This is a genomic window from Plantactinospora sp. WMMC1484 (assembly GCF_049315195.1).
GTDB lineage: Bacteria > Actinomycetota > Actinomycetes > Mycobacteriales > Micromonosporaceae > Plantactinospora.
This window is the reverse complement of sequence record NZ_CP186055.1, coordinates 5064643-5081555: the sequence shown is the minus strand read 5'-3', so window position 1 is coordinate 5081555 and position 16913 is coordinate 5064643. Positions and strand designations below refer to the sequence as shown.

Sequence of the window (16913 nt, the reverse complement as noted above, 5' to 3'; positions counted from 1 at the left end):
CCCCAGCCCCGCTCCCCCCGCCTACGTCGACGCCCGGGCGGTGGCCAGCTCGTCGTACCGGGCGGTGATCTCCTTGAGTCGCTGGATGACGGCGTCCCGGATCTCCGGCGGCTCGAGCACCCGGAGATCCGGGCCGTAGCCGACGAGCCTACCGGCCAGCGACTCGGCGTCGGCGTACGGCAGCACCAGCCGGTCGCCGTCCGGACCGCTGGTCACCTCCTCGGCCCACCGGCGCAGCCCGGCGGCCCGGCCCGGCCGGACCAGCACGGTGGCCCGGCCGGTCCGCTCCACCGGGCCGGACCACCTCGCCACGTGGCTGATCAGGTCGACGCCGGCCGGCGGCGCGAACGCGTCGGGGCCGTCGAGCATCCGGACGGCACCGCCGACGATCCGGGAGAGCCGGAAGCAGCGGGGTGCGTCGCGGTCGAGGTCGTGCCCGACCACGTACCAGCGGGCGCGCCAGCAGACCACACCCCACGGTTGCAGGCGGCGGCTGGTCGGGGCGTCGCCGTCGGGAACCCGGTAGTCGAAGCGGACCGTGCGCCGCTCCCGGGCGGCGGCGGTCAGCGGCGCGAAGGCCGGATCGACGGTGACCACCGGCTCCATCCCGAGGGTGGCCTGCGGGTCGACGTCGACGCCGGCGGCGCGGAGCTTGGCCAGCCCGGAGGAGGCCGCCGCGGCCAGCCCGGCGTGCCGCCAGAGTCGGGCGGCGATCCCCACCGCCGCCGCCTCGTCCGGCTCCAGCGGGATCTCCGGCAGCGCGTACTCCCGGTGCGCGATCCGGTAGCCCGGCTCGGCGTCGAAGGCGCTGGCCGTGCCGGTCTCCAGTGGCACCCCCAGCTCCCGCAGCTCGGCCTTGTCCCGCTCGAACTTGCGCTGGAAGGCCTCGTGGTCACGTGGATCGTCCGGATCATGCTCGTAGCCCGGCACGGTCGCGGCGATCTGCGCGGCGGTCAGGAACCGTCGCGTGGAGAGCAGACAGATCACCAGGTTGACCAGGCGTTCGGTACGGGTCCGCGACACGACACAGACGCTAGCAGTGTCGGATCACGAAGCGGGTACCCGCGCGGCGGGTGACGGCCGGTCTGCAGGCCCACCAGCGGCGGCCGGCTCCTAGGCTGGCGCCATGGCCGAACGGAGCGGCACCTCGGAGAGCGTCGGCACGGTCGTGGTGGCCGGGCTGGCCAACCTGGCGATCGCGCTGGCCAAGCTGGTCGCCGGGGTGATCTCCGGCTCGGCCGCGATGCTCTCCGAGGGCGCGCACTCGATCGCCGACACCACCACCGAGGTGCTGCTCTTCACCGCGCTGCGCCGGGGTGCCCGGCCCGCCGACCGGGTGCATCCGTTCGGCTACGGCAAGGAGAGCTACGTCTGGGCGTTCATCGCCGCGGTCTTCACCTTCGTGGTCGGCGCCGGGTTCTCGATCACGCACGGGGTGAACACGATCCGGTCCGGTGAGCACACCGGGGAGTTCCTGGTCGCGTACGTCGTACTGGTGATCTCGTTTCTGATCGAGACGGTCTCGCTGACCCGGGCGGTCCGGCAGATCCGCCGGGCCTCCCGGGAACGCGGGATCAGCGGGGCCCGCTACCTGCGCAACACCGCGGACACCACGGTCAAGGCGGTCTTCCTGGAGGACACCGCCGCGCTGATCGGGATCTCGGTGGCCGCGGCCGGACTCGCCCTCTCCCAGGCCACCGGTAGCGAGCTCTGGGACGGGGTCGCCTCGATCGTGATCGGCCTGCTGCTGCTGGCGGTCGCCACCATCCTGGCCCGGAGCAACATCTCGCTGTTGGTCGGCCGGGCGGTGCCGCAGGCGATGTACGACCAGATCCACCGCGAGCTGTCGGCGCTGCCCACCGTGGAGCGCGTCGACACCCTGCTCACCATGCACCTGGGCCCGGACGACATCCTGGTCGCGGCGAAGGTCGACTTCCGGGACGAGGCGACCGGCGCCGACATCGAGGCCGGTGCCGAGGAGGCCGAGCGGCGGCTGGTCGGGCGCTTCCCGCACATCCGGTACGTCTTCCTCGACCCGACCCGGACCGGCCAGCCGTAGCCGGCTACCCTGCCGGCCATGGTGCGATGGCGGTCCGGCACGGTCACGGCGCTGCGGCGGCACTGGCGCGGCGCCGTCGAGCTGGAGGTCCGGCAGGCCGACGGCACCCCGGTGCGGGCGCTGGCCTATCCGGAGCTGGTCGGCGACCCGCGGCCCGGCGACCGGGTGCTGATCAACGTCGGCGCGCTGCTGATGGGGCTCGGCACCGGCGGGTACGCCCTGGTGGTGGCGCTACCGGACCGGCTGCCGCCCGACCCGCCGCAGACCGTCGCCACCCGAGACGCCGGGCACCTGGTCAAGGCCCGTTACACGCCGCTGCAACCGATCGTGCTCGGCGTCGACGAGGAGGCCTCCCCGCACCGGGCGGCACTGGTCGACGCCGACCACCTCGCGGGGCTGCCGGTGGTCACCGCCGACCTGCACTCGGCGCTGCCGGCGATCGTGGCCGGAATCCGGGCCGACGCGCCCGACGCCCGGATCGGTTACCTGATGACCGACGGCGGCGCGCTGCCGGCCTGGTTCTCCCGCACCCTGGACGGGCTGCGCGGGCAGCTCGCCGGCACGGTCACCGTGGGCCAGGCGTTCGGCGGTGACCTGGAGGCGACCAACCTGCACAGCGGGCTGCTCGCCGCCCGGCACGTGCTCGGCGCCGAGGTGGCGATCGTGGCGCAGGGGCCGGGCAACCTCGGCACCGGCACCCGGTGGGGCTTCTCCGGGGTGGCCGTCGGCGAGGCGGTCAACGCGGTCGCGGCGCTCGGTGGCCGGCCGGTCGGCTCGCTGCGGATCTCCGGCGCCGACCCCCGGGAGCGGCATCGCGGGCTCTCGCACCACAGCGCCACCGCGTACGGCCGGGTGGCGCTGGCCGCCGCCGACCTGGTCCTGCCGGCGGAGCTGCCGCCGGAGCTGGCCGCGCTGGTCGAGCCCGCTGTGGCCCCGCTCGCCGACCGGCACCGGATCGTCCGGGTGCCGGTGCACGGGCTCGACGAGGCGCTGCGGGCGGCACCGGTCACCCTCTCGACGATGGGTCGAGGGCTGGCCGAGGAGCACGCCTACTTCCTGGCCGCGGCCGCCGCCGGCCGGCACGCCGCCAGCCTGCGCTGATCCCTCGCCCGAGCGGACCCCCGCGCCGGTCAGCTCAGGAAGACCAGTGCCAGCCAGCCGGCGACGACCAGCACGAGGATGAGCGTCAGCACCCAGGTGGGCACGGTGTACTCGCCCCGCCGGTTGCGCTCGATCTCCTCGCGGATCTTCGCCCGCCGCCGCTCGACCCGGTTCTGCCGGATCAGATCGGGGCGGCGGTGCTCGTCGTCGTCGTTCGGGCCCGTCGGATGCGTCATAGCGGGGGTCAGCCTAACCAATCGCGCCGGGCACCGGCCGCGCACCGGCCGCGCCGGCTCACATGCTCGCGATGAGCCGCTCGACCCGCTCGTCGTACGCCCGGAAGGGGTCCTTGCAGAGCACCGTGCGCTGGGCCTGGTCGTTGAGCTTGAGGTGCACCCAGTCGACGGTGAAGTCCCGGCGCTTCTCCTGGGCGTGCCGGATGAACTCGCCGCGCAGCCGGGCCCGGGTGGTCTGCGGCGGGGTCTCCTTCGCCTCGAAGATCTCCGGATCGGTGGCGATCCGGTCCACCTGCTTGCGCCGCTCCAGCAGTGCGTAGAGGCCGCGCCCCCGGCGCAGGTCGTGGTAGGCGAGGTCCATCTGGGCGATCCGCGGGTGCGAGAGCGGCAGGTCGTTCTTGCGCTGGTAGCGCTCGATGAGCTGGAGCTTGGTGACCCAGTCGATCTCCCGGGCCACCGGGTCCAGGTCGCCGGTCTCGACCGCACGCAGCACCCGACCCCAGAGTTCGACCACCCGCTTCGCGGTCTGGTCGCCACCGCGCCGCTCGACGAACTCGGTCGCCTTGGCCAGGTATTCCTGCTGGATCTCCAGCGCGCTGATCTCCTTGTTGGAGGCGAGCCGGACCTTGCGCCGCCCGGTGATGTCGTGCGAGACCTCCCGGATCGCCCGGATCGGGTTCTCCAGGGACAGATCGCGCATCACCACCCCGGCCTCGATCATCCGCAGCACGATGTCGGCGCTGCCCACCTTGAGCAGGGTGGTGACCTCGTTCATGTTCGAGTCCCCGACGATGACGTGCAGCCGCCGGTAGCGCTCGGCGTCGGCGTGCGGCTCGTCCCGGGTGTTGATGATCGGCCGGCTGCGGGTGGTGGCCGAGGAGACGCCCTCCCAGATGTGCTCGGCGCGCTGCGAGAGGCAGTAGACGGCACCGCGCGGGGTCTGCAGCACCTTGCCGGCGCCACAGATGAGCTGCCGGGTGACCAGGAACGGGATCAGCACGTCGGCCAGCCGGCCGAACTCGCCGTGCCGGGAGACGAGGTAGTTCTCGTGGCAGCCGTACGAGTTGCCGGCCGAGTCGGTGTTGTTCTTGAACAGGTAGATCTCACCGGCGATGCCCTCGTCGTGCAGCCGCTTCTCGGCGTCGACCAGCAGCCCCTCCAGGATCCGCTCGCCGGCCCGGTCGTGGGCGACCAGGTCGGAGACCGAGTCACACTCGGGGGTGGCGTACTCCGGGTGGGAGCCGACGTCGAGGTAGAGCCGGGCGCCGTTGCGCAGGAACACGTTGCTCGAGCGCCCCCAGGAGACCACCCGGCGGAAGAGGTAACGGGCGACCTCGTCCGGGGACAGCCGCCGTTGGCCGCGGTAGGTGCAGGTGACACCGTACTCGGTTTCAAGGCCGAAGATTCGCCGCTCCATGCTTGGAGATTAGTCGCCCGGAGCCGGAGTTGGTCACTGTCGGGTCGCGGAGTTGCCCGGGAATCGAGCCACCCAACGCGCCGCACGGGTCACCGTCCGGGATCTTCGAGGATGCCGAAGAGGTACTCGCCGTAGCCACTCCGGCACAGCGGCTCGGCCAACTCACGGAGTTCGTCGTCGGAGATGAGTCCGCTACGCCAGGCCACCTCCTCGATACACCCCACCTTCAGGCCCTGCCGCTCCTCGATCACCCGGACGAACTCGCCGGCCTGGACCAGCGAGGTGAAGGTGCCGGTGTCCAGCCAGGCGGTGCCCCGGTCCAGGGTGGTGACCTGGAGCCGTCCCGCCGACAGGTACGTCTGGTTCACCGCGGTGATCTCCAGCTCGCCCCGGTCGCTCGGGATCAGCCCTCTGGCGATCTCCACCACGTCGTTGGCGTAGAAGTACAGGCCGGGCACGGCATACCGCGACTTGGGCTTCTCCGGCTTCTCCTCGATCGACAACGCGCGCCCGTCGGAGTCGAACTCGACAATTCCGTATCCCTCGCAGTTCGCCACCGGATAGGCGAAGATCCGGCCGCCCTCCGGGTCACCGTTGCGGGCCAGGCTCCTACCCAGCCCTGCACCGTAGAAGATGTTGTCGCCGAGAATCAGCGCGACCGAGTCCCCGGCCAGGAACTCCTCGCCGAGAAGAAACGCCTGTGCGATGCCGTCCGGGTTCGGTTGGGCGACGTATTCCAGGGCAAGCCCCCACTGGGCGCCGTCACCCAGCAGGCGCCGGAACTGTGCCTGGTCGTCAGGGGTGGTGATGATGAGTATTTCCCGTATTCCGGCCATCACCAGAGTGGAGAGCGGATAGTAGATCATCGGTTTGTCGAAAATCGGCATGAGCTGTTTCGAGACGGCCTGGGTGATCGGCCAGAGTCGTGATCCGGTGCCGCCCGCCAGCAGGATTCCGCGCATTTGCGCAGGTTACCGGGGATGGACCCGCCCGAAAGTCAATTCGCCGACAGTGCCGGCTACCGCCGTGGCCGCCCCGCGGCGCGTAGACTTTCCGAATCATGAGGATCCTCGTGACCGGTGGAGCCGGATTTATCGGTTCTGAATACGTACGCATGCTGCTGACCGGGACCGCTCCCCGGCTCGCCCCGGGCGCGGTCACCGTGCTGGACAAGCTCACCTACTCCGGCAACCTGGCCAACCTCGACCCGGTACGCGCCGACCCCCGGCTCCGGGTGGTGGTCGGGGACATCTGCGACCCGGCCCTGGTCGACGAGGTGATGGCCGGCCACGACGTCGTCGTGCACTTCGCGGCCGAGTCCCACGTCGACCGCTCCATCCACCGCGCCGCGCCCTTCGTCACCACCAACGTGCTCGGCACGCAGACCCTGCTGGAGGCCGCGCTGCGGCACCGGGTCGGCCGGTTCGTGCACGTCTCCACCGACGAGGTCTACGGCTCGATCGAGCGGGGCTCCTGGACCGAGACGACGCCGCTGGCGCCGAACTCCCCCTACTCGGCGGCGAAGGCCGGCTCCGACCTGCTCGCCCTGGCCTACCACCGCACCTACGGGATGGACGTGGTGCTGACCCGCTGCTCCAACAACTACGGGCCGTACCAGTTCCCGGAGAAGGTCATTCCGCTCTTCGTCACCAACCTGCTCGACGGCGGCACCGTGCCGCTCTACGGCGACGGCGGCAACGTCCGGGACTGGCTGCACGTGCACGACCACTGCGTCGGCGTGGCCCTGGTGCAGGACAAGGGGCGGCCGGGCGAGGTCTACCACATCGGTGGCGGCACCGAGCTGACCAACCGCGAGCTGACCGGGCGGTTGCTCGCCGCCTGCGGCGCCGGCTGGGACCGGGTCAGGCCGGTCGCCGACCGGATGGGGCACGACCGCCGCTACTCGCTGGACATCACCAAGATCAGCGAAGAGCTCGGGTACGCGCCCAGCATCGACCTCGACCGCGGCCTCGCCGAGACCGTCGCCTGGTATCGGGAGAACCGGGCCTGGTGGGAGCCGCTCAAGGCGCGGCTCACCGGTGCCGAGATCGGCCACTCCGGTCCGGGCGTACCGTGACCGGGCGTACCGTGACCGGGCGTACCGTGACCGGGCGTACCGTGACCGGGCGTACCGTGACCGGGCGGCGGGGAGCGGAGCCGCCGCGCTGGCTGGTGACAGGTGCCGGCGGGATGTTGGGGCGGGACCTGGTGGCCGTGCTCTCGGCCCGGCACGCGGGGCGGGTCACCGCCGCCACCCGGGCCGAGCTCGACGTGACCGACCGGGCCGCGGTCCGGGCCGCCGTCGCCGGCCACCAGCTCGTGGTGAACGCGGCCGGCTGGACCGACGTGGACGGCGCGGAGCGGGATGAGGCGGCCGCCACCGAGGTCAACGGCGCAGGCGTGGCCAACCTGGCCGCAGCCTGTGCCGAGGCCGGTGCCCGGCTGCTGCACGTCTCGACCGACTACGTCTTCGCCGGCGACGCCGACCGGCCCTATCCGGAGGACGCCCCGACCGCCCCGGTCAACGCGTACGGGCGCAGCAAACTCGCCGGGGAACTCGCCGTGCGCCGGCTGCTGCCGGAGACCGGCTACCTGGTCCGGACCGCCTGGCTCTACGGGGCGCACGGTCCCAACTTCGTCGCCACCATGCTCCGGCTGGCGGCGCAGCGTCACCACCTCGACGTGGTGGACGACCAGACCGGGCAGCCGACCTGGTCGTACGCGCTCGCGGAGCGGCTGGCCGACCTCGGTGCGGCCGGTTGGCGGGGCGCCGCACCGGCCGGGACCTACCACGGCACGGCCACCGGCCAGACCAGCTGGTACGGCCTGGCCCGCGAGATCTTCGCCCGCACGGGACTCGACCCCGACCGGATCCGGCCCGTCGGCAGTGACCGCTTCCCCCGCCCGGCCCGTCGCCCCGGCTACAGCGTCCTCGGGCACGGCGGCTGGTCACGGGCGGGCCTGCCGCCGCTGGCGGAGTGGCGGTCGATGCTCGCCGAGGCGTTTCAACCCGGCGGAGCGCTCCGCGCCGCCACCCGGGCGGTGCAGCCGGTACCGGCCGGCGAGAAGCGGGCGGCGGCCGGATCGCGGAGGTAGCGGCTCGCCCCGGCCGGCCGGTCCTACTTCGGCTTCTCCTCGCCGGTGCCGCCGGCCGGCTTCTGCTTCCCCTTGCCCTTGCCCTCCAGGTCCGCCGAACCGGCGGACTCGGCCGGCTTGTCCGGACCGCGAGCCGGTGCCTTCGGCTCGGTCGGCGGCTCCTTCCCGCCGTCGGCCGAGGCCGGTGCCCCACCGAGCAGCGAGTCCAGCGCGGCACCGGTGATCCGGCGGAAGGTGCGACCGACCCGCCGCCGGTCGAGGATCGCCACCTCGAGCTGGCTCGCCGCGATGGTCCGGGGGGCGCCGCCGTCGCCGCCGACGCTGCCCAGCGCCCGGACCACCAAACGGACCGCGTCGTCGAGCGACATGTCCGGCCGGTGCTCCTCGCGCAGCGCCCCGGTGACCGCCTCGGCCTGGCCGCCCATCGCCATCCGGCCCGGCTCGTCGCTGACCGAGCCGTCGTAGGTGATTCGGTAGAGCTCGTCGGCCTCCGGCGTGACGCCCACCTCGGCGACGCAGATCTCCACCTCGAAGGGCTTGGACTGCTCGGTGAAGATCGCACCGAGCGTCTGGGCGTACGCGTTGGCCAGCGCCCGGCCGGTGACGTCCCGCCGGTCGAAGCTCAGCCCGATGGCGTCCGCCATCCGGACGCCAGCCCGGCGCAGGTTCTCGAACTCGTTGTAGCGGCCGACGGCGGCGAAGGCGACCCGGTCGTAGATCTCGCTGACCTTGTGCAGGGCGCTGGAGAGGTTTTCCGCCACGAAGAGCACGCCGCCGGAGTAGCTGAGCGTCACGGCGCTCCGGCCGCGCGCGATGCCCTTGCGGGCCAGCTCCGAGCGGTCGCGCATGATCTGCTCGGGTGAGGCGTAGAACTGCATGGCCACGGCGGCGGTTCTCCTGTCCGGTTCTGCTGGCGACGGCGGTTTGCGGAATTGTGACGGCGGCTCAGCCGCCCGGGTTCTCCATCCGGGCGGCGACCACCGCCTCGGCGACCTCGGCCGCCTCGGCGTCGGAGAGCCGGTTGGTGCCCTCCGCGGTCGCCGTCATCACCACCGGATAGATGCGGCGACTCAGGTCGGGGCCGCCGGTGGCGCTGTCGTCGTCGGCGGCGTCGTAGAGTGCCTCGACGGCGATCCGGACGGCGTCCGCGGTGCTGAGGCCGGGCCGGTACCGCTTCTTCAGCGCGGCCTTGGCGAAGAGCGAGCCGGAGCCGATCCCGTCGAATCCGGTTTCCTCGTACGGCCCGCCAGCCACGTCGAAGCTGAAGATCCGGCCGGCCCTGGCCGGGTCGGTGGCGGCCAGGTCGAAGCCGGCGAAGAGCGGGATCACCGCCAGCCCCTGCATCGCCGCGCCGAGGTTGCCCCGGATCATCGCGGCCAGTCGGTTGGCCTTGCCGTCGAGGGAGAGCATCGCTCCCTCGATCTTCTCGTAGTGCTCCAACTCCACCTGGAAGAGTCGCACCATCTCCAGGGCGATGCCCGCCGTGCCGGCGAAGCCGACCAGGGAGTATTCGTCGGCCGGGTGCACCTTGCGGATGTCCCGGCTGGAGATCAGGTTGCCCATCGTGCCGCGCCGGTCGCCGGCCATCAGCACGCCCTCGGCGGTGGTCAGCGCGACGATGGTGGTGGCGTGCGGCACGAGGTCGCTGGCGGATCCGGGCGGCAGCGGGCGGCGACCGGGCAGCAGGTCGGGGGCTGCCGCGCTCAGGAACTGGCTGAACGAGGACGTCCCCACGTTGAGGAACGCGTCGGGTAGACGCCCGGTTGGATCAAAAGCCGCTGCCACGTGCTTCCTTTCAGCTCTCTCTCGTCACGTCGCCCGGAATCCCACGTCAGCGGGAGCCGGGGCGAGGCCACCGTTGCGGTTGAAGCAGAGTATCCTCCGGATCTCCGCAGCGCGATGATCGCCACCACCGTGTTGCGCCAGCGCCGACGAGCCGGCCGATGCGGCCGGCTCGGACCCCGCCCGCCCGGCACGATGCGACCGCACCTGCCGGGAGGATGGCTACTCTCCGCCCTTCTGGACGTAGCCCCGGACGAATTCCTCCGCGTTCTCCTCGAGTACCGAGTCGATCTCGTCCAGCAGGTCGTCGACGTCCTCGGTGATCTCCGCGTGCCGCTCGGCGACCTCCGGGTTCGCCTCGGTGGTGACCTCGTCGACCTCCTGGTCGCGGCGTGCCTTGCCGGACTGCGACTGACCGCCGGTGTCACGGGTAGCCATGCTGCTGCCTCCTCCACGATCGCCTGGGGAAAACTTACCTCGGATGGCCGACGAATCGGCCGGCACCGCCCCGGCCGCCGGCCGACCGGCCCGGCTCAGCCACCGGTGATGGTCTCCAGCAGGTCCTTCGCGCTCGCGCACCTGTCGAAGAGCGCGCCGACGTGCTTGCGGGTGCCGCGCTCGGGCTCCATCATCGGCACCCGCACCAGCGACTCCCGACCGACGTCGAAGATGACCGAGTCCCAACTCGCCGCCACCACCTCGGAGGCGTACTGGGCGAGGCAGCGGCCCCGGAAGTAGGCCCGGGTGTCCTCCGGCGGCTCGGTCATCGCCGAGCGGGTCAGCTCGTCGGGCAACAGTGTCGCCATCGAACCCCGGCTGACCAGCCGGTGGTAGAGGCCCTTCTCCGGGCGTACGTCGGAATACTGCAGGTCGACCAGTTGCAGCTTGTGCGACGCCCAGCCGAGCTTCTCCCGCTCCCGGTAGCCCTCCAGCAGGCGCAGCTTCGCCACCCAGTCCAGCTCGCCGGCGCAGAGCATCGCGTCCCGGCCGAGCCGGTCCAGCACGCTCTCCCAGCGGTCGAGCACGTCGGCGGTGTCGGGGTCGACGTCGTCGCCATACCTGTCGTCCACAAAGGAACGGGCCCGTTCGAGGTACGCCCACTGCAGGTCGAGTGCGGTGAGCCGGCGGCCGTCGCGGAGTCGGAGCCGGTGCGCCAGCGAGGGGTCGTGGCTGACCGCCTTGAGCTCGCCCACCGGGTCGGCGATCGCCAGGTCGGGGCTGAGCGCCTTCTCCTCGATCATGGTAAGGACCAGGGCGGTGGTGCCGACCTTGAGATAGGTGGAGATCTCCGACAGGTTCGCGTCGCCGATGATGACGTGCAGCCGGCGGTATTTGTCGGCGTCCGCGTGCGGCTCGTCCCGGGTGTTGATGATCGGCCGCTTCAGCGTCGTCTCCAAGCCGACCTCGACCTCGAAGAAGTCCGCTCGCTGGGAGATCTGGAAGCCGGGCTGCGAGCCGTCCTGGCCGATGCCGACCCGGCCGGCACCGCAGACGATCTGCCGGGTCACGAAGAACGGGGTCAGGTACGCCACGATGTCGGCGAACGGGGTCTGCCGGCGCATCAGGTAGTTCTCGTGCGCGCCGTAGCTGGCACCCTTGTTGTCGGTGTTGTTCTTGTAGAGGTGGATCGGGTGCGTGCCCGGGATGGTGGCGGCGCGCCGGGACGCCTCGGCCATCACCCGCTCGCCCGCCTTGTCCCAGCGGACCAGGTCGAGCGGGTTGGTCACCTCCGGGGTGGAGTATTCCGGGTGGGCGTGGTCGACGTAGAGCCGGGCGCCGTTGGTCAGTATGACGTTGGCCAGCCCGAGATCCTCGTCAGCGAGGGCCTCCGCCGGGTCGTAGGCGGCACCGGAGTAGGTGAAGCCGCGGGCGTCCCGCAGCGGCGACTCCTCCTCGTAGTCCCACCGGGCCCGACCACCCCGGGCCAGCTCCGGGCGGGCGCCGTAGGCGTTCACCACCTGCGAGGAGGTCACCATCGGGTTCGCTCCGGCCTGGCCGGGCACGGAGATGCCGTACTCCACCTCGGTGCCCATGATCCGCCGTACGCTCATGCCGCCGCCTCGCTCCGCTCACCCATGCTGTCGAGCCTAGTCCGCACCGTCGCCGGGTTGTTCGCCCGGTGTGTCGACACGGCCACGGTACGCCCTCAACGCCCCTTTGCCCGTTCCGGTGCCGACATCCTCGCTCCGGTGTCGGGGATCCCGGCGCCCGGCGGGGTCCCCGGAACAGCACTGTGGGCGCCGCGATCGCGGCGCCCACAGATGCCGTCGCACGTTACAGGTACTGGCCGGTGTTGCTGGCGGTCTCGATGGACCGGCCGGCCTCCGCGCCCTTGCCGCCGGAGACGAGGGTACGGATGTAGACGATCCGCTCCCCCTTCTTGCCGGAGATCCGGGCCCAGTCGTCCGGGTTGGTGGTGTTGGGCAGGTCCTCGTTCTCCCGGAACTCGTCGACGCAGGCGTCGAGGAGGTGCTGCAACCGCAGCCCCTTGCGCCCGGAGGAGAGGAACTCCTTGATCGCCATCTTCTTGCCCCGGTCGACGATGTTCTGGATCATCGCGCCGGAGTTGAAGTCCTTGAAGTAGAGGACTTCCTTGTCGCCGTTGGCGTAGGTGACCTCGAGGAAGCGGTTCTCCTCGGTCTCCGAGTACATCCGCAGCACGACCGCCTCGATCATGGCGGCGACCGTGGACTGCGGGTCGTCGCCGTGCTCGGTCAGGTCGTCCGGGTGCAGCGGCAGTCCGGTGAGGATGTACTTGGAGAAGATGTCCTTCGCCGCCTCGGCGTCCGGCCGCTCGATCTTGATCTTCACGTCGAGCCGGCCGGGCCGGAGGATTGCCGGGTCGATCATGTCCTCCCGGTTGGAGGCGCCGATCACGATCACGTTCTCCAGGCCCTCGACACCGTCGATCTCGCTGAGCAGCTGCGGGACGATGGTGTTCTCCACGTCGGAGGAGACGCCGGAGCCCCGGGTCCGGAAGACCGAGTCCATCTCGTCGAAGAAGACGATGACCGGAGTGCCCTCGCCGGCCTTCTCCCGAGCCCGCTGGAAGATCAGCCGGATGTGCCGCTCGGTCTCGCCGACGTACTTGTTGAGCAGCTCCGGACCCTTGATGTTGAGGAAGAAGCTGGTGTGCTTCTCCTCGCCCCGTCGCTCGGCGATCTTCTTGGCCAGCGAGTTCGCCACCGCCTTGGCGATCAGCGTCTTGCCGCAGCCCGGCGGGCCGTAGAGGAGGATCCCCTTCGGCGGCCGGAGCTGGTGCTCCCGGAACAGGTCGGCGTGCAGGAAGGGCAGCTCGACCGCGTCCCTGATCTGCTCGATCTGGGCCTGCAGGCCGCCGATGTCGGTGTAGTCGACGTCCGGCACCTCCTCCAGGACCAGCTCCTCGACCTCGCTCTTCGGAATCCGCTCGTACGCGTACGCCGAGCGCGGCTCGATCATGAGCGAGTCACCGGCCCGCAGCGGCGCGCCGATGAGAGTCTCCGCGAGGTGGACGATCCGCTCCTCGTCGGCGTGGGAGATCACCAGCGCCCGGTCGCCGACGCCGCCGGAGGGGCTGTCCAGCACCTCCTTGAGCATGACGACCTCGCCGACCCGCTCGTAGCCGAACGCGTCGACGATGTTGAGTGCGTCGTTGAGCAGGACCTCCTGCCCACGCCGCAACTCCGCCACGTCGAGCGAGGGTGACACCGCCACCCGGAGCTTGCGACCACCCGTGAAGACGTCGACGGTGCCGTCGTCGTGCCGGGCCAGGAAGACACCGTAACCGCTCGGCGGCTGCGCCAGCCGGTCAATCTCCTCTTTGAGAGTGACGATCTGGGCGCGTGCTTCCTTGAGGGTGTTCACGAGCCGCTCGTTGTTCTCCGTGAGTCGAGCCAGCTGCGCCTGTGTCGCCGCCAGCCGTTCCTCAAGCTGCCGGACGTGTCGAGGGCTTTCGGTCAACTTGCGCCGCACCAGAGCGAGTTCCTCTTGAAGAAACGCGACCTGGGTGGAGAGATCGTGGGCCTCCTTCTCCCACCGTGCGGCGCGCGAGTCCGCGTCGTCGCTGCGTGCCACGTCCCACCTCCCCGGGGGCTTGAACGTTCTGCCCTAACACTAACCGCTATGACGCTGATTCGGTTCCACGCAACACCCTCGTCGCCGAAGCTTGATCACCGCGACAAGCTCCGGGCCGACCGACGGCGGTGGCGTCGCGGCGCTCCTGCACCGTTCGGACCGGCCCGCGCCGCCCGCACCCGGGCCGCGGCACGCCGACCGCCGTCGACCGGGAAGCCCTTCCTGACCAGGCACTCCGCCCCCGACGGGCCCGACCGTGCGGCGGTCGGGACAGAGTCACGCAACGGTGCCGCAAGGCTACCCCCGGTCGTTATCGCGCGCCGGCCCGATGCCCGGGAAGCCGGAGCGGCAGGTGAAAACCGTAATGTAGGCCACTTTCCGGGCATCCCGGCACCGGTGGTCAGAGGGTGGGACGGCCGACCACCGAGGCGACCAGCCGGGCGAACTCCTCCAGCCGGGCGATCTGCCCCGCGCCGCCGTCGTCGAGCGTCTTGCCGAACCGCAGCGCGTCGTGCCGGGGCGGCAGGTGCGCCTCGTCGCCGGGCACGCCCTCGTCGAGGGAGCTGAGCAGCAGGTAGACGTCGATGCTGTCGACCCGGATCTGGCCGTTCTGCGTGCGGCTCAGCCGCCGCCGGCAGCCCACCTCGCTCACCGTCGAGACCGGCACCACCCGCAACGACGAGGTCATCGAGCCGGCCGGGCCGTCGTCGGGCGGCACGTCCTCGCCGTGCCAGAGAATCAGCCGGCTGCCGTCGCAGATCGCGACCTCCTGCCAGACCCCGTTCACCTCGTTGACGAACCGCTCCAGGGTGAAGCCGAGCACCGCGGCGCCCTTCAGCACGCCGTTCAACGCCTCCATCGCGACGTCCGGATCGCGCAGGTAAGCCCGGGCGGCCGACTCCAGATCCTGGTAGGGCGACCAGTCCGGGAAGACGGCCGGCAGATCTCCCCCGCCGAACGCCGGCCGACTCATGCCGTCTCCTCGCCGCGCTCGGCACGCCCGCTGATGCGTCGACTCCGGCGGAAAGGGGTCATTCCGCGGCCCGCCCCGAAGTCGCCTCGTCCAGCCGCGCCTGGCGGCGCAGCGCGTACGCCTCGGCGCCCTTGCTGGGCTTGCGCCGGCGCGGCGGCGCGGTGACCCCGGGCGCGAGCCGGCGGCTCGAGACGAGGAAGGCGGTGTGCGCGATCATGCGGTGGTCCGGGCGTACGGCGAGCCCGTCGGCGTGCCAGTCCCGCACCAGCGACTCCCAGGCGCGCGGCTCGGTGAACCCGCCACGCTCCCGCAGCGCCTCGACCAGCTCGGAGAGCTGGGGCGTGGTGGCGACGTAGCCGATGAAGACCCCGCCCGGCACCAGCGCGCGTTCGACCAGGTCGAGTGCCTCCCAGGGGGTGAGGAGGTCAAGGATGATCCGGTCGAAACCGGACTCCTGGCAGGTCCCCACGTCGCCCACCCGGAGTGTCCAGGCTGGATGTGGTCCACCGAAGAAGGATTCCACATTTCTGCGCGCGATCTCGGAGAAGTCCTCGCGCAGTTCGTAAGAATGCACCTCGCCGTCCGGACCGACGGCCCGCAGCAGCGAACAGGTCAACGCGCCGGAGCCGGCGCCGGCCTCCAGCACCTTCGCGCCAGGGAAGATGTCTCCCATCGTCACGATCTGCGCGGCGTCCTTGGGATAGATCACCTGGGCGCCGCGCGGCATCGAGAGGACGTAGTCGGCCAGCAGCGGTCGCAGCGCCAGGTACGCCGTACCGCCGGTCGAGGTGACCACGCTCCCCTCCGGCAGCCCGATCAACGCGTCGTGCTCCAGCGCCCCGCGGTGGGTGTGGAACGCGCGACCGGGCTCCAGCGTGACGGTGTGCATCCGCCCCTTCGGGTCGGTGAGCTGGACCCGGTCACCGGGGCGGAACGGGCCACGGCGGGCCGGCACCGGTGCGGGCGGGGCGGCGGGTACGGCGGTGGGCTGTGCGGTCACTGAGTCATCTTTCGTTTCGGCTCCAGGAGCTGCGCCAGGTCGGCGATGTGCAGAACGCCGACCACATCTTCGCCTGACGTCACCAGGTACTGCGTGCCCGGGTGTGCCTGCACGGCGTGCACCACCTGCTCCCCGCCGAGCCCGACGGCGAGACTGGGCACCGCGTCCACGCCCCGGGCGACCGCGTCCACCGCCACCCACGGCCGCCGTTCCACCGGTACGGCGTCGGCGGCACCCCGGTCGACCAGTGCCACCAGCCGGCCCGACGAGTCCGCCACTCCGAGCGCGGAGCCGCTCCGGCCGGCGTCAGCGCCCCGGCGCTGCGCCTCGGCCAGCGGCGTGCCGGTGGGCACCGAGAAGACCGGCCGGGCCAGCCGGGCCAGGTCGATCAGGGGGAACCGCCGGCTGATCCGGGCCGCCCGGATCGTCTGCCCGGCACCCTGCCAGAGAGTGAAGGCGACCAGCAGCACCAGCCCGAGTCCCAGCCACGGCAGCCCGCCCAGCCAGGTCAGCAGCGTGAAGAGCACGGCGGTGCCGATGGCGACGGCCCGGCCGAACCAGCCGGCCACCTCGGTGGCGAGGTGCCGGTCCCGGGTGAGCGCCCAGACCCCGGCCCGCAGCGCCCGGCCACCGTCCAGCGGCAGTCCGGGCAGGATGTTGAAGACCGCGACCAGCACGTTGCTCGCGGCGAGTTGGAAGGCGACCTGGTTGGCCAGGGTGCCGTCGGGCAGGGCGAGGGTGGCGGCGACACCGACCAGCCCGAGCACCAGCGAGACCGCCGGACCGGCGAGGGAGACGAAGAGGTCCACCCGGGGCGTCGGCGCGTCCCGCTCCATCTCGGTGTAGCCGCCGAGTAGTTCCAGGGTGATGCCCCGGACCCCGATGCCGAACCTGCGGGCGGTCAGCGCGTGCCCCAACTCGTGCAGCAACACCGAGCCGAGCAGGAAGACCACGAAGCCGAAGCCGACCAGATAGCCGGCGAGTGGGGAGAGCTCGAGTTGCTGCCGGACGAACTCGCCGTACATGACGGTGATCAGGGCCACCAGCAGCAGCATGGAGGGGTTGAGGTAGACCGGCACGCCGAAGACCCGGCCGACGGTGAGCCCGGGCCGTCGGGACGGGGCGGGCCGTGGTCGCGAGTTTTCCTCCACCGGTCCGATGCTACGGAACTTTCCGCCGGACAGGTCCGCCGG

16 protein-coding genes are annotated in these 16913 nt (G+C 71.5%); 4 read left to right on the top strand and 12 right to left on the bottom strand.

Translation table 11 applies throughout. The features are described 5' to 3' along the window. Positions 1 to 21: 21 nt before the first annotated feature. Positions 22 to 1023, bottom strand: coding sequence for a helix-turn-helix transcriptional regulator (locus ACN28C_RS22230; RefSeq protein ID WP_422769463.1), 1002 nt, complete (start codon positions 1021 to 1023; stop codon positions 22 to 24). Positions 1024 to 1126: 103 nt separating this feature from the next. Between ACN28C_RS22230 and ACN28C_RS22225 the strand changes: the two genes are divergently transcribed. Together ACN28C_RS22225 and ACN28C_RS22220 are read left to right on the top strand one after the other, a co-directional pair. Next, complete coding sequence (locus ACN28C_RS22225; RefSeq protein ID WP_422769462.1) at positions 1127 to 2059, top strand: cation diffusion facilitator family transporter; 933 nt, start codon at positions 1127 to 1129, stop codon at positions 2057 to 2059. An 18-nt stretch (positions 2060 to 2077) separates the two neighbouring features. Continuing rightward, positions 2078 to 3160 carry a DUF3866 family protein gene (locus tag ACN28C_RS22220; protein ID WP_422769461.1) on the top strand — a complete coding sequence of 361 codons (1083 nt, stop codon included), beginning with the start codon at positions 2078 to 2080 and terminating at the stop codon, positions 3158 to 3160. 29 nt (positions 3161 to 3189) lie between these two features. Here ACN28C_RS22220 and ACN28C_RS22215 read toward each other — a convergent pair whose 3' ends face one another. The 3 genes from ACN28C_RS22215 to rfbA all read right to left on the bottom strand — a co-directional run bounded on the left by ACN28C_RS22215 (position 3190) and on the right by rfbA (position 5775). Next, entirely contained in the window at positions 3190 to 3396 is a 207-nt protein-coding gene (locus tag ACN28C_RS22215; RefSeq protein WP_422769460.1) for a hypothetical protein, read from the bottom strand. A 58-nt stretch (positions 3397 to 3454) separates the two neighbouring features. Next, a complete protein-coding gene (gene pafA, locus ACN28C_RS22210) occupies positions 3455 to 4813 on the bottom strand; it encodes a Pup--protein ligase (RefSeq protein ID WP_422769459.1) in 1359 nt (452 codons plus the stop codon). Between the two features lie 89 nt (positions 4814 to 4902). Continuing rightward, on the bottom strand, positions 4903 to 5775 hold the full coding sequence (gene rfbA / locus ACN28C_RS22205; RefSeq protein ID WP_422769458.1) for a glucose-1-phosphate thymidylyltransferase RfbA: 873 nt from the start codon (positions 5773 to 5775) through the stop codon (positions 4903 to 4905). 98 nt (positions 5776 to 5873) lie between these two features. Between rfbA and rfbB the strand changes: the two genes are divergently transcribed. Both rfbB and rfbD read left to right on the top strand, forming a co-directional pair. Next, on the top strand, positions 5874 to 6890 hold the full coding sequence (rfbB, locus tag ACN28C_RS22200) for a dTDP-glucose 4,6-dehydratase (protein WP_422769457.1): 1017 nt from the start codon (positions 5874 to 5876) through the stop codon (positions 6888 to 6890). Positions 6891 to 6985: 95 nt separating this feature from the next. Next, on the top strand, positions 6986 to 7909 hold the full coding sequence (rfbD, locus tag ACN28C_RS22195; protein WP_422774767.1) for a dTDP-4-dehydrorhamnose reductase: 924 nt from the start codon (positions 6986 to 6988) through the stop codon (positions 7907 to 7909). A gap of 23 nt (positions 7910 to 7932) precedes the next feature. Here rfbD and prcA read toward each other — a convergent pair whose 3' ends face one another. The 8 genes from prcA to ACN28C_RS22155 all read right to left on the bottom strand — a co-directional run bounded on the left by prcA (position 7933) and on the right by ACN28C_RS22155 (position 16775). Then, positions 7933 to 8793: a proteasome subunit alpha gene (gene prcA, locus ACN28C_RS22190; RefSeq protein WP_422769456.1), complete on the bottom strand. Its 861-nt coding sequence runs from the start codon at positions 8791 to 8793 to the stop codon at positions 7933 to 7935. A 61-nt stretch (positions 8794 to 8854) separates the two neighbouring features. Beyond that, positions 8855 to 9694: a proteasome subunit beta gene (gene prcB / locus ACN28C_RS22185; RefSeq protein ID WP_422769455.1), complete on the bottom strand. Its 840-nt coding sequence runs from the start codon at positions 9692 to 9694 to the stop codon at positions 8855 to 8857. A gap of 219 nt (positions 9695 to 9913) precedes the next feature. After that, positions 9914 to 10129: a ubiquitin-like protein Pup gene (locus ACN28C_RS22180; RefSeq protein ID WP_422769454.1), complete on the bottom strand. Its 216-nt coding sequence runs from the start codon at positions 10127 to 10129 to the stop codon at positions 9914 to 9916. Between the two features lie 95 nt (positions 10130 to 10224). Then, a complete protein-coding gene (gene dop / locus ACN28C_RS22175; protein WP_422769453.1) occupies positions 10225 to 11742 on the bottom strand; it encodes a depupylase/deamidase Dop in 1518 nt (505 codons plus the stop codon). Between the two features lie 223 nt (positions 11743 to 11965). Beyond that, positions 11966 to 13747 (bottom strand): proteasome ATPase, encoded by a 1782-nt coding sequence (arc, locus tag ACN28C_RS22170; RefSeq protein ID WP_422769452.1) that lies wholly within the window; start codon positions 13745 to 13747, stop codon positions 11966 to 11968. A 400-nt stretch (positions 13748 to 14147) separates the two neighbouring features. Beyond that, the gene (locus ACN28C_RS22165; RefSeq protein WP_422769451.1) at positions 14148 to 14720 is read right to left on the bottom strand and encodes a hypothetical protein; all 573 of its coding nucleotides are present in this window, start codon (positions 14718 to 14720) and stop codon (positions 14148 to 14150) included. Positions 14721 to 14778: 58 nt separating this feature from the next. Then, a complete protein-coding gene (locus ACN28C_RS22160; protein ID WP_422769450.1) occupies positions 14779 to 15720 on the bottom strand; it encodes a tRNA (adenine-N1)-methyltransferase in 942 nt (313 codons plus the stop codon). Continuing rightward, positions 15717 to 16775, bottom strand: coding sequence for a M50 family metallopeptidase (locus tag ACN28C_RS22155; protein ID WP_422774766.1), 1059 nt, complete (start codon positions 16773 to 16775; stop codon positions 15717 to 15719). Before ACN28C_RS22155 ends, ACN28C_RS22160 begins: the two co-directional genes overlap by 4 nt. Positions 16776 to 16913: the final 138 nt, after the last annotated feature.

Excerpts from the sequence above, each read along its gene's own strand:
- pafA (WP_422769459.1), bottom strand. The coding sequence starts at position 4,813 with ATGGAGCGGCGAATCTTCGGCCTTGAAACCGAGTACGGTGTCACCTGC.
- rfbB (WP_422769457.1), top strand. The coding sequence starts at position 5,874 with ATGAGGATCCTCGTGACCGGTGGAGCCGGATTTATCGGTTCTGAATAC.
- ACN28C_RS22165 (WP_422769451.1), bottom strand. The coding sequence starts at position 14,720 with ATGAGTCGGCCGGCGTTCGGCGGGGGAGATCTGCCGGCCGTCTTCCCG.
- ACN28C_RS22220 (WP_422769461.1), top strand. The coding sequence starts at position 2,078 with ATGGTGCGATGGCGGTCCGGCACGGTCACGGCGCTGCGGCGGCACTGG.
- rfbA (WP_422769458.1), bottom strand. The coding sequence starts at position 5,775 with ATGCGCGGAATCCTGCTGGCGGGCGGCACCGGATCACGACTCTGGCCG.
- ACN28C_RS22155 (WP_422774766.1), bottom strand. The coding sequence starts at position 16,775 with ATGCTGCTGCTGGTGGCCCTGATCACCGTCATGTACGGCGAGTTCGTC.
- ACN28C_RS22225 (WP_422769462.1), top strand. The coding sequence starts at position 1,127 with ATGGCCGAACGGAGCGGCACCTCGGAGAGCGTCGGCACGGTCGTGGTG.
- ACN28C_RS22215 (WP_422769460.1), bottom strand. The coding sequence starts at position 3,396 with ATGACGCATCCGACGGGCCCGAACGACGACGACGAGCACCGCCGCCCC.
- dop (WP_422769453.1), bottom strand. The coding sequence starts at position 11,742 with ATGAGCGTACGGCGGATCATGGGCACCGAGGTGGAGTACGGCATCTCC.
- ACN28C_RS22180 (WP_422769454.1), bottom strand. The coding sequence starts at position 10,129 with ATGGCTACCCGTGACACCGGCGGTCAGTCGCAGTCCGGCAAGGCACGC.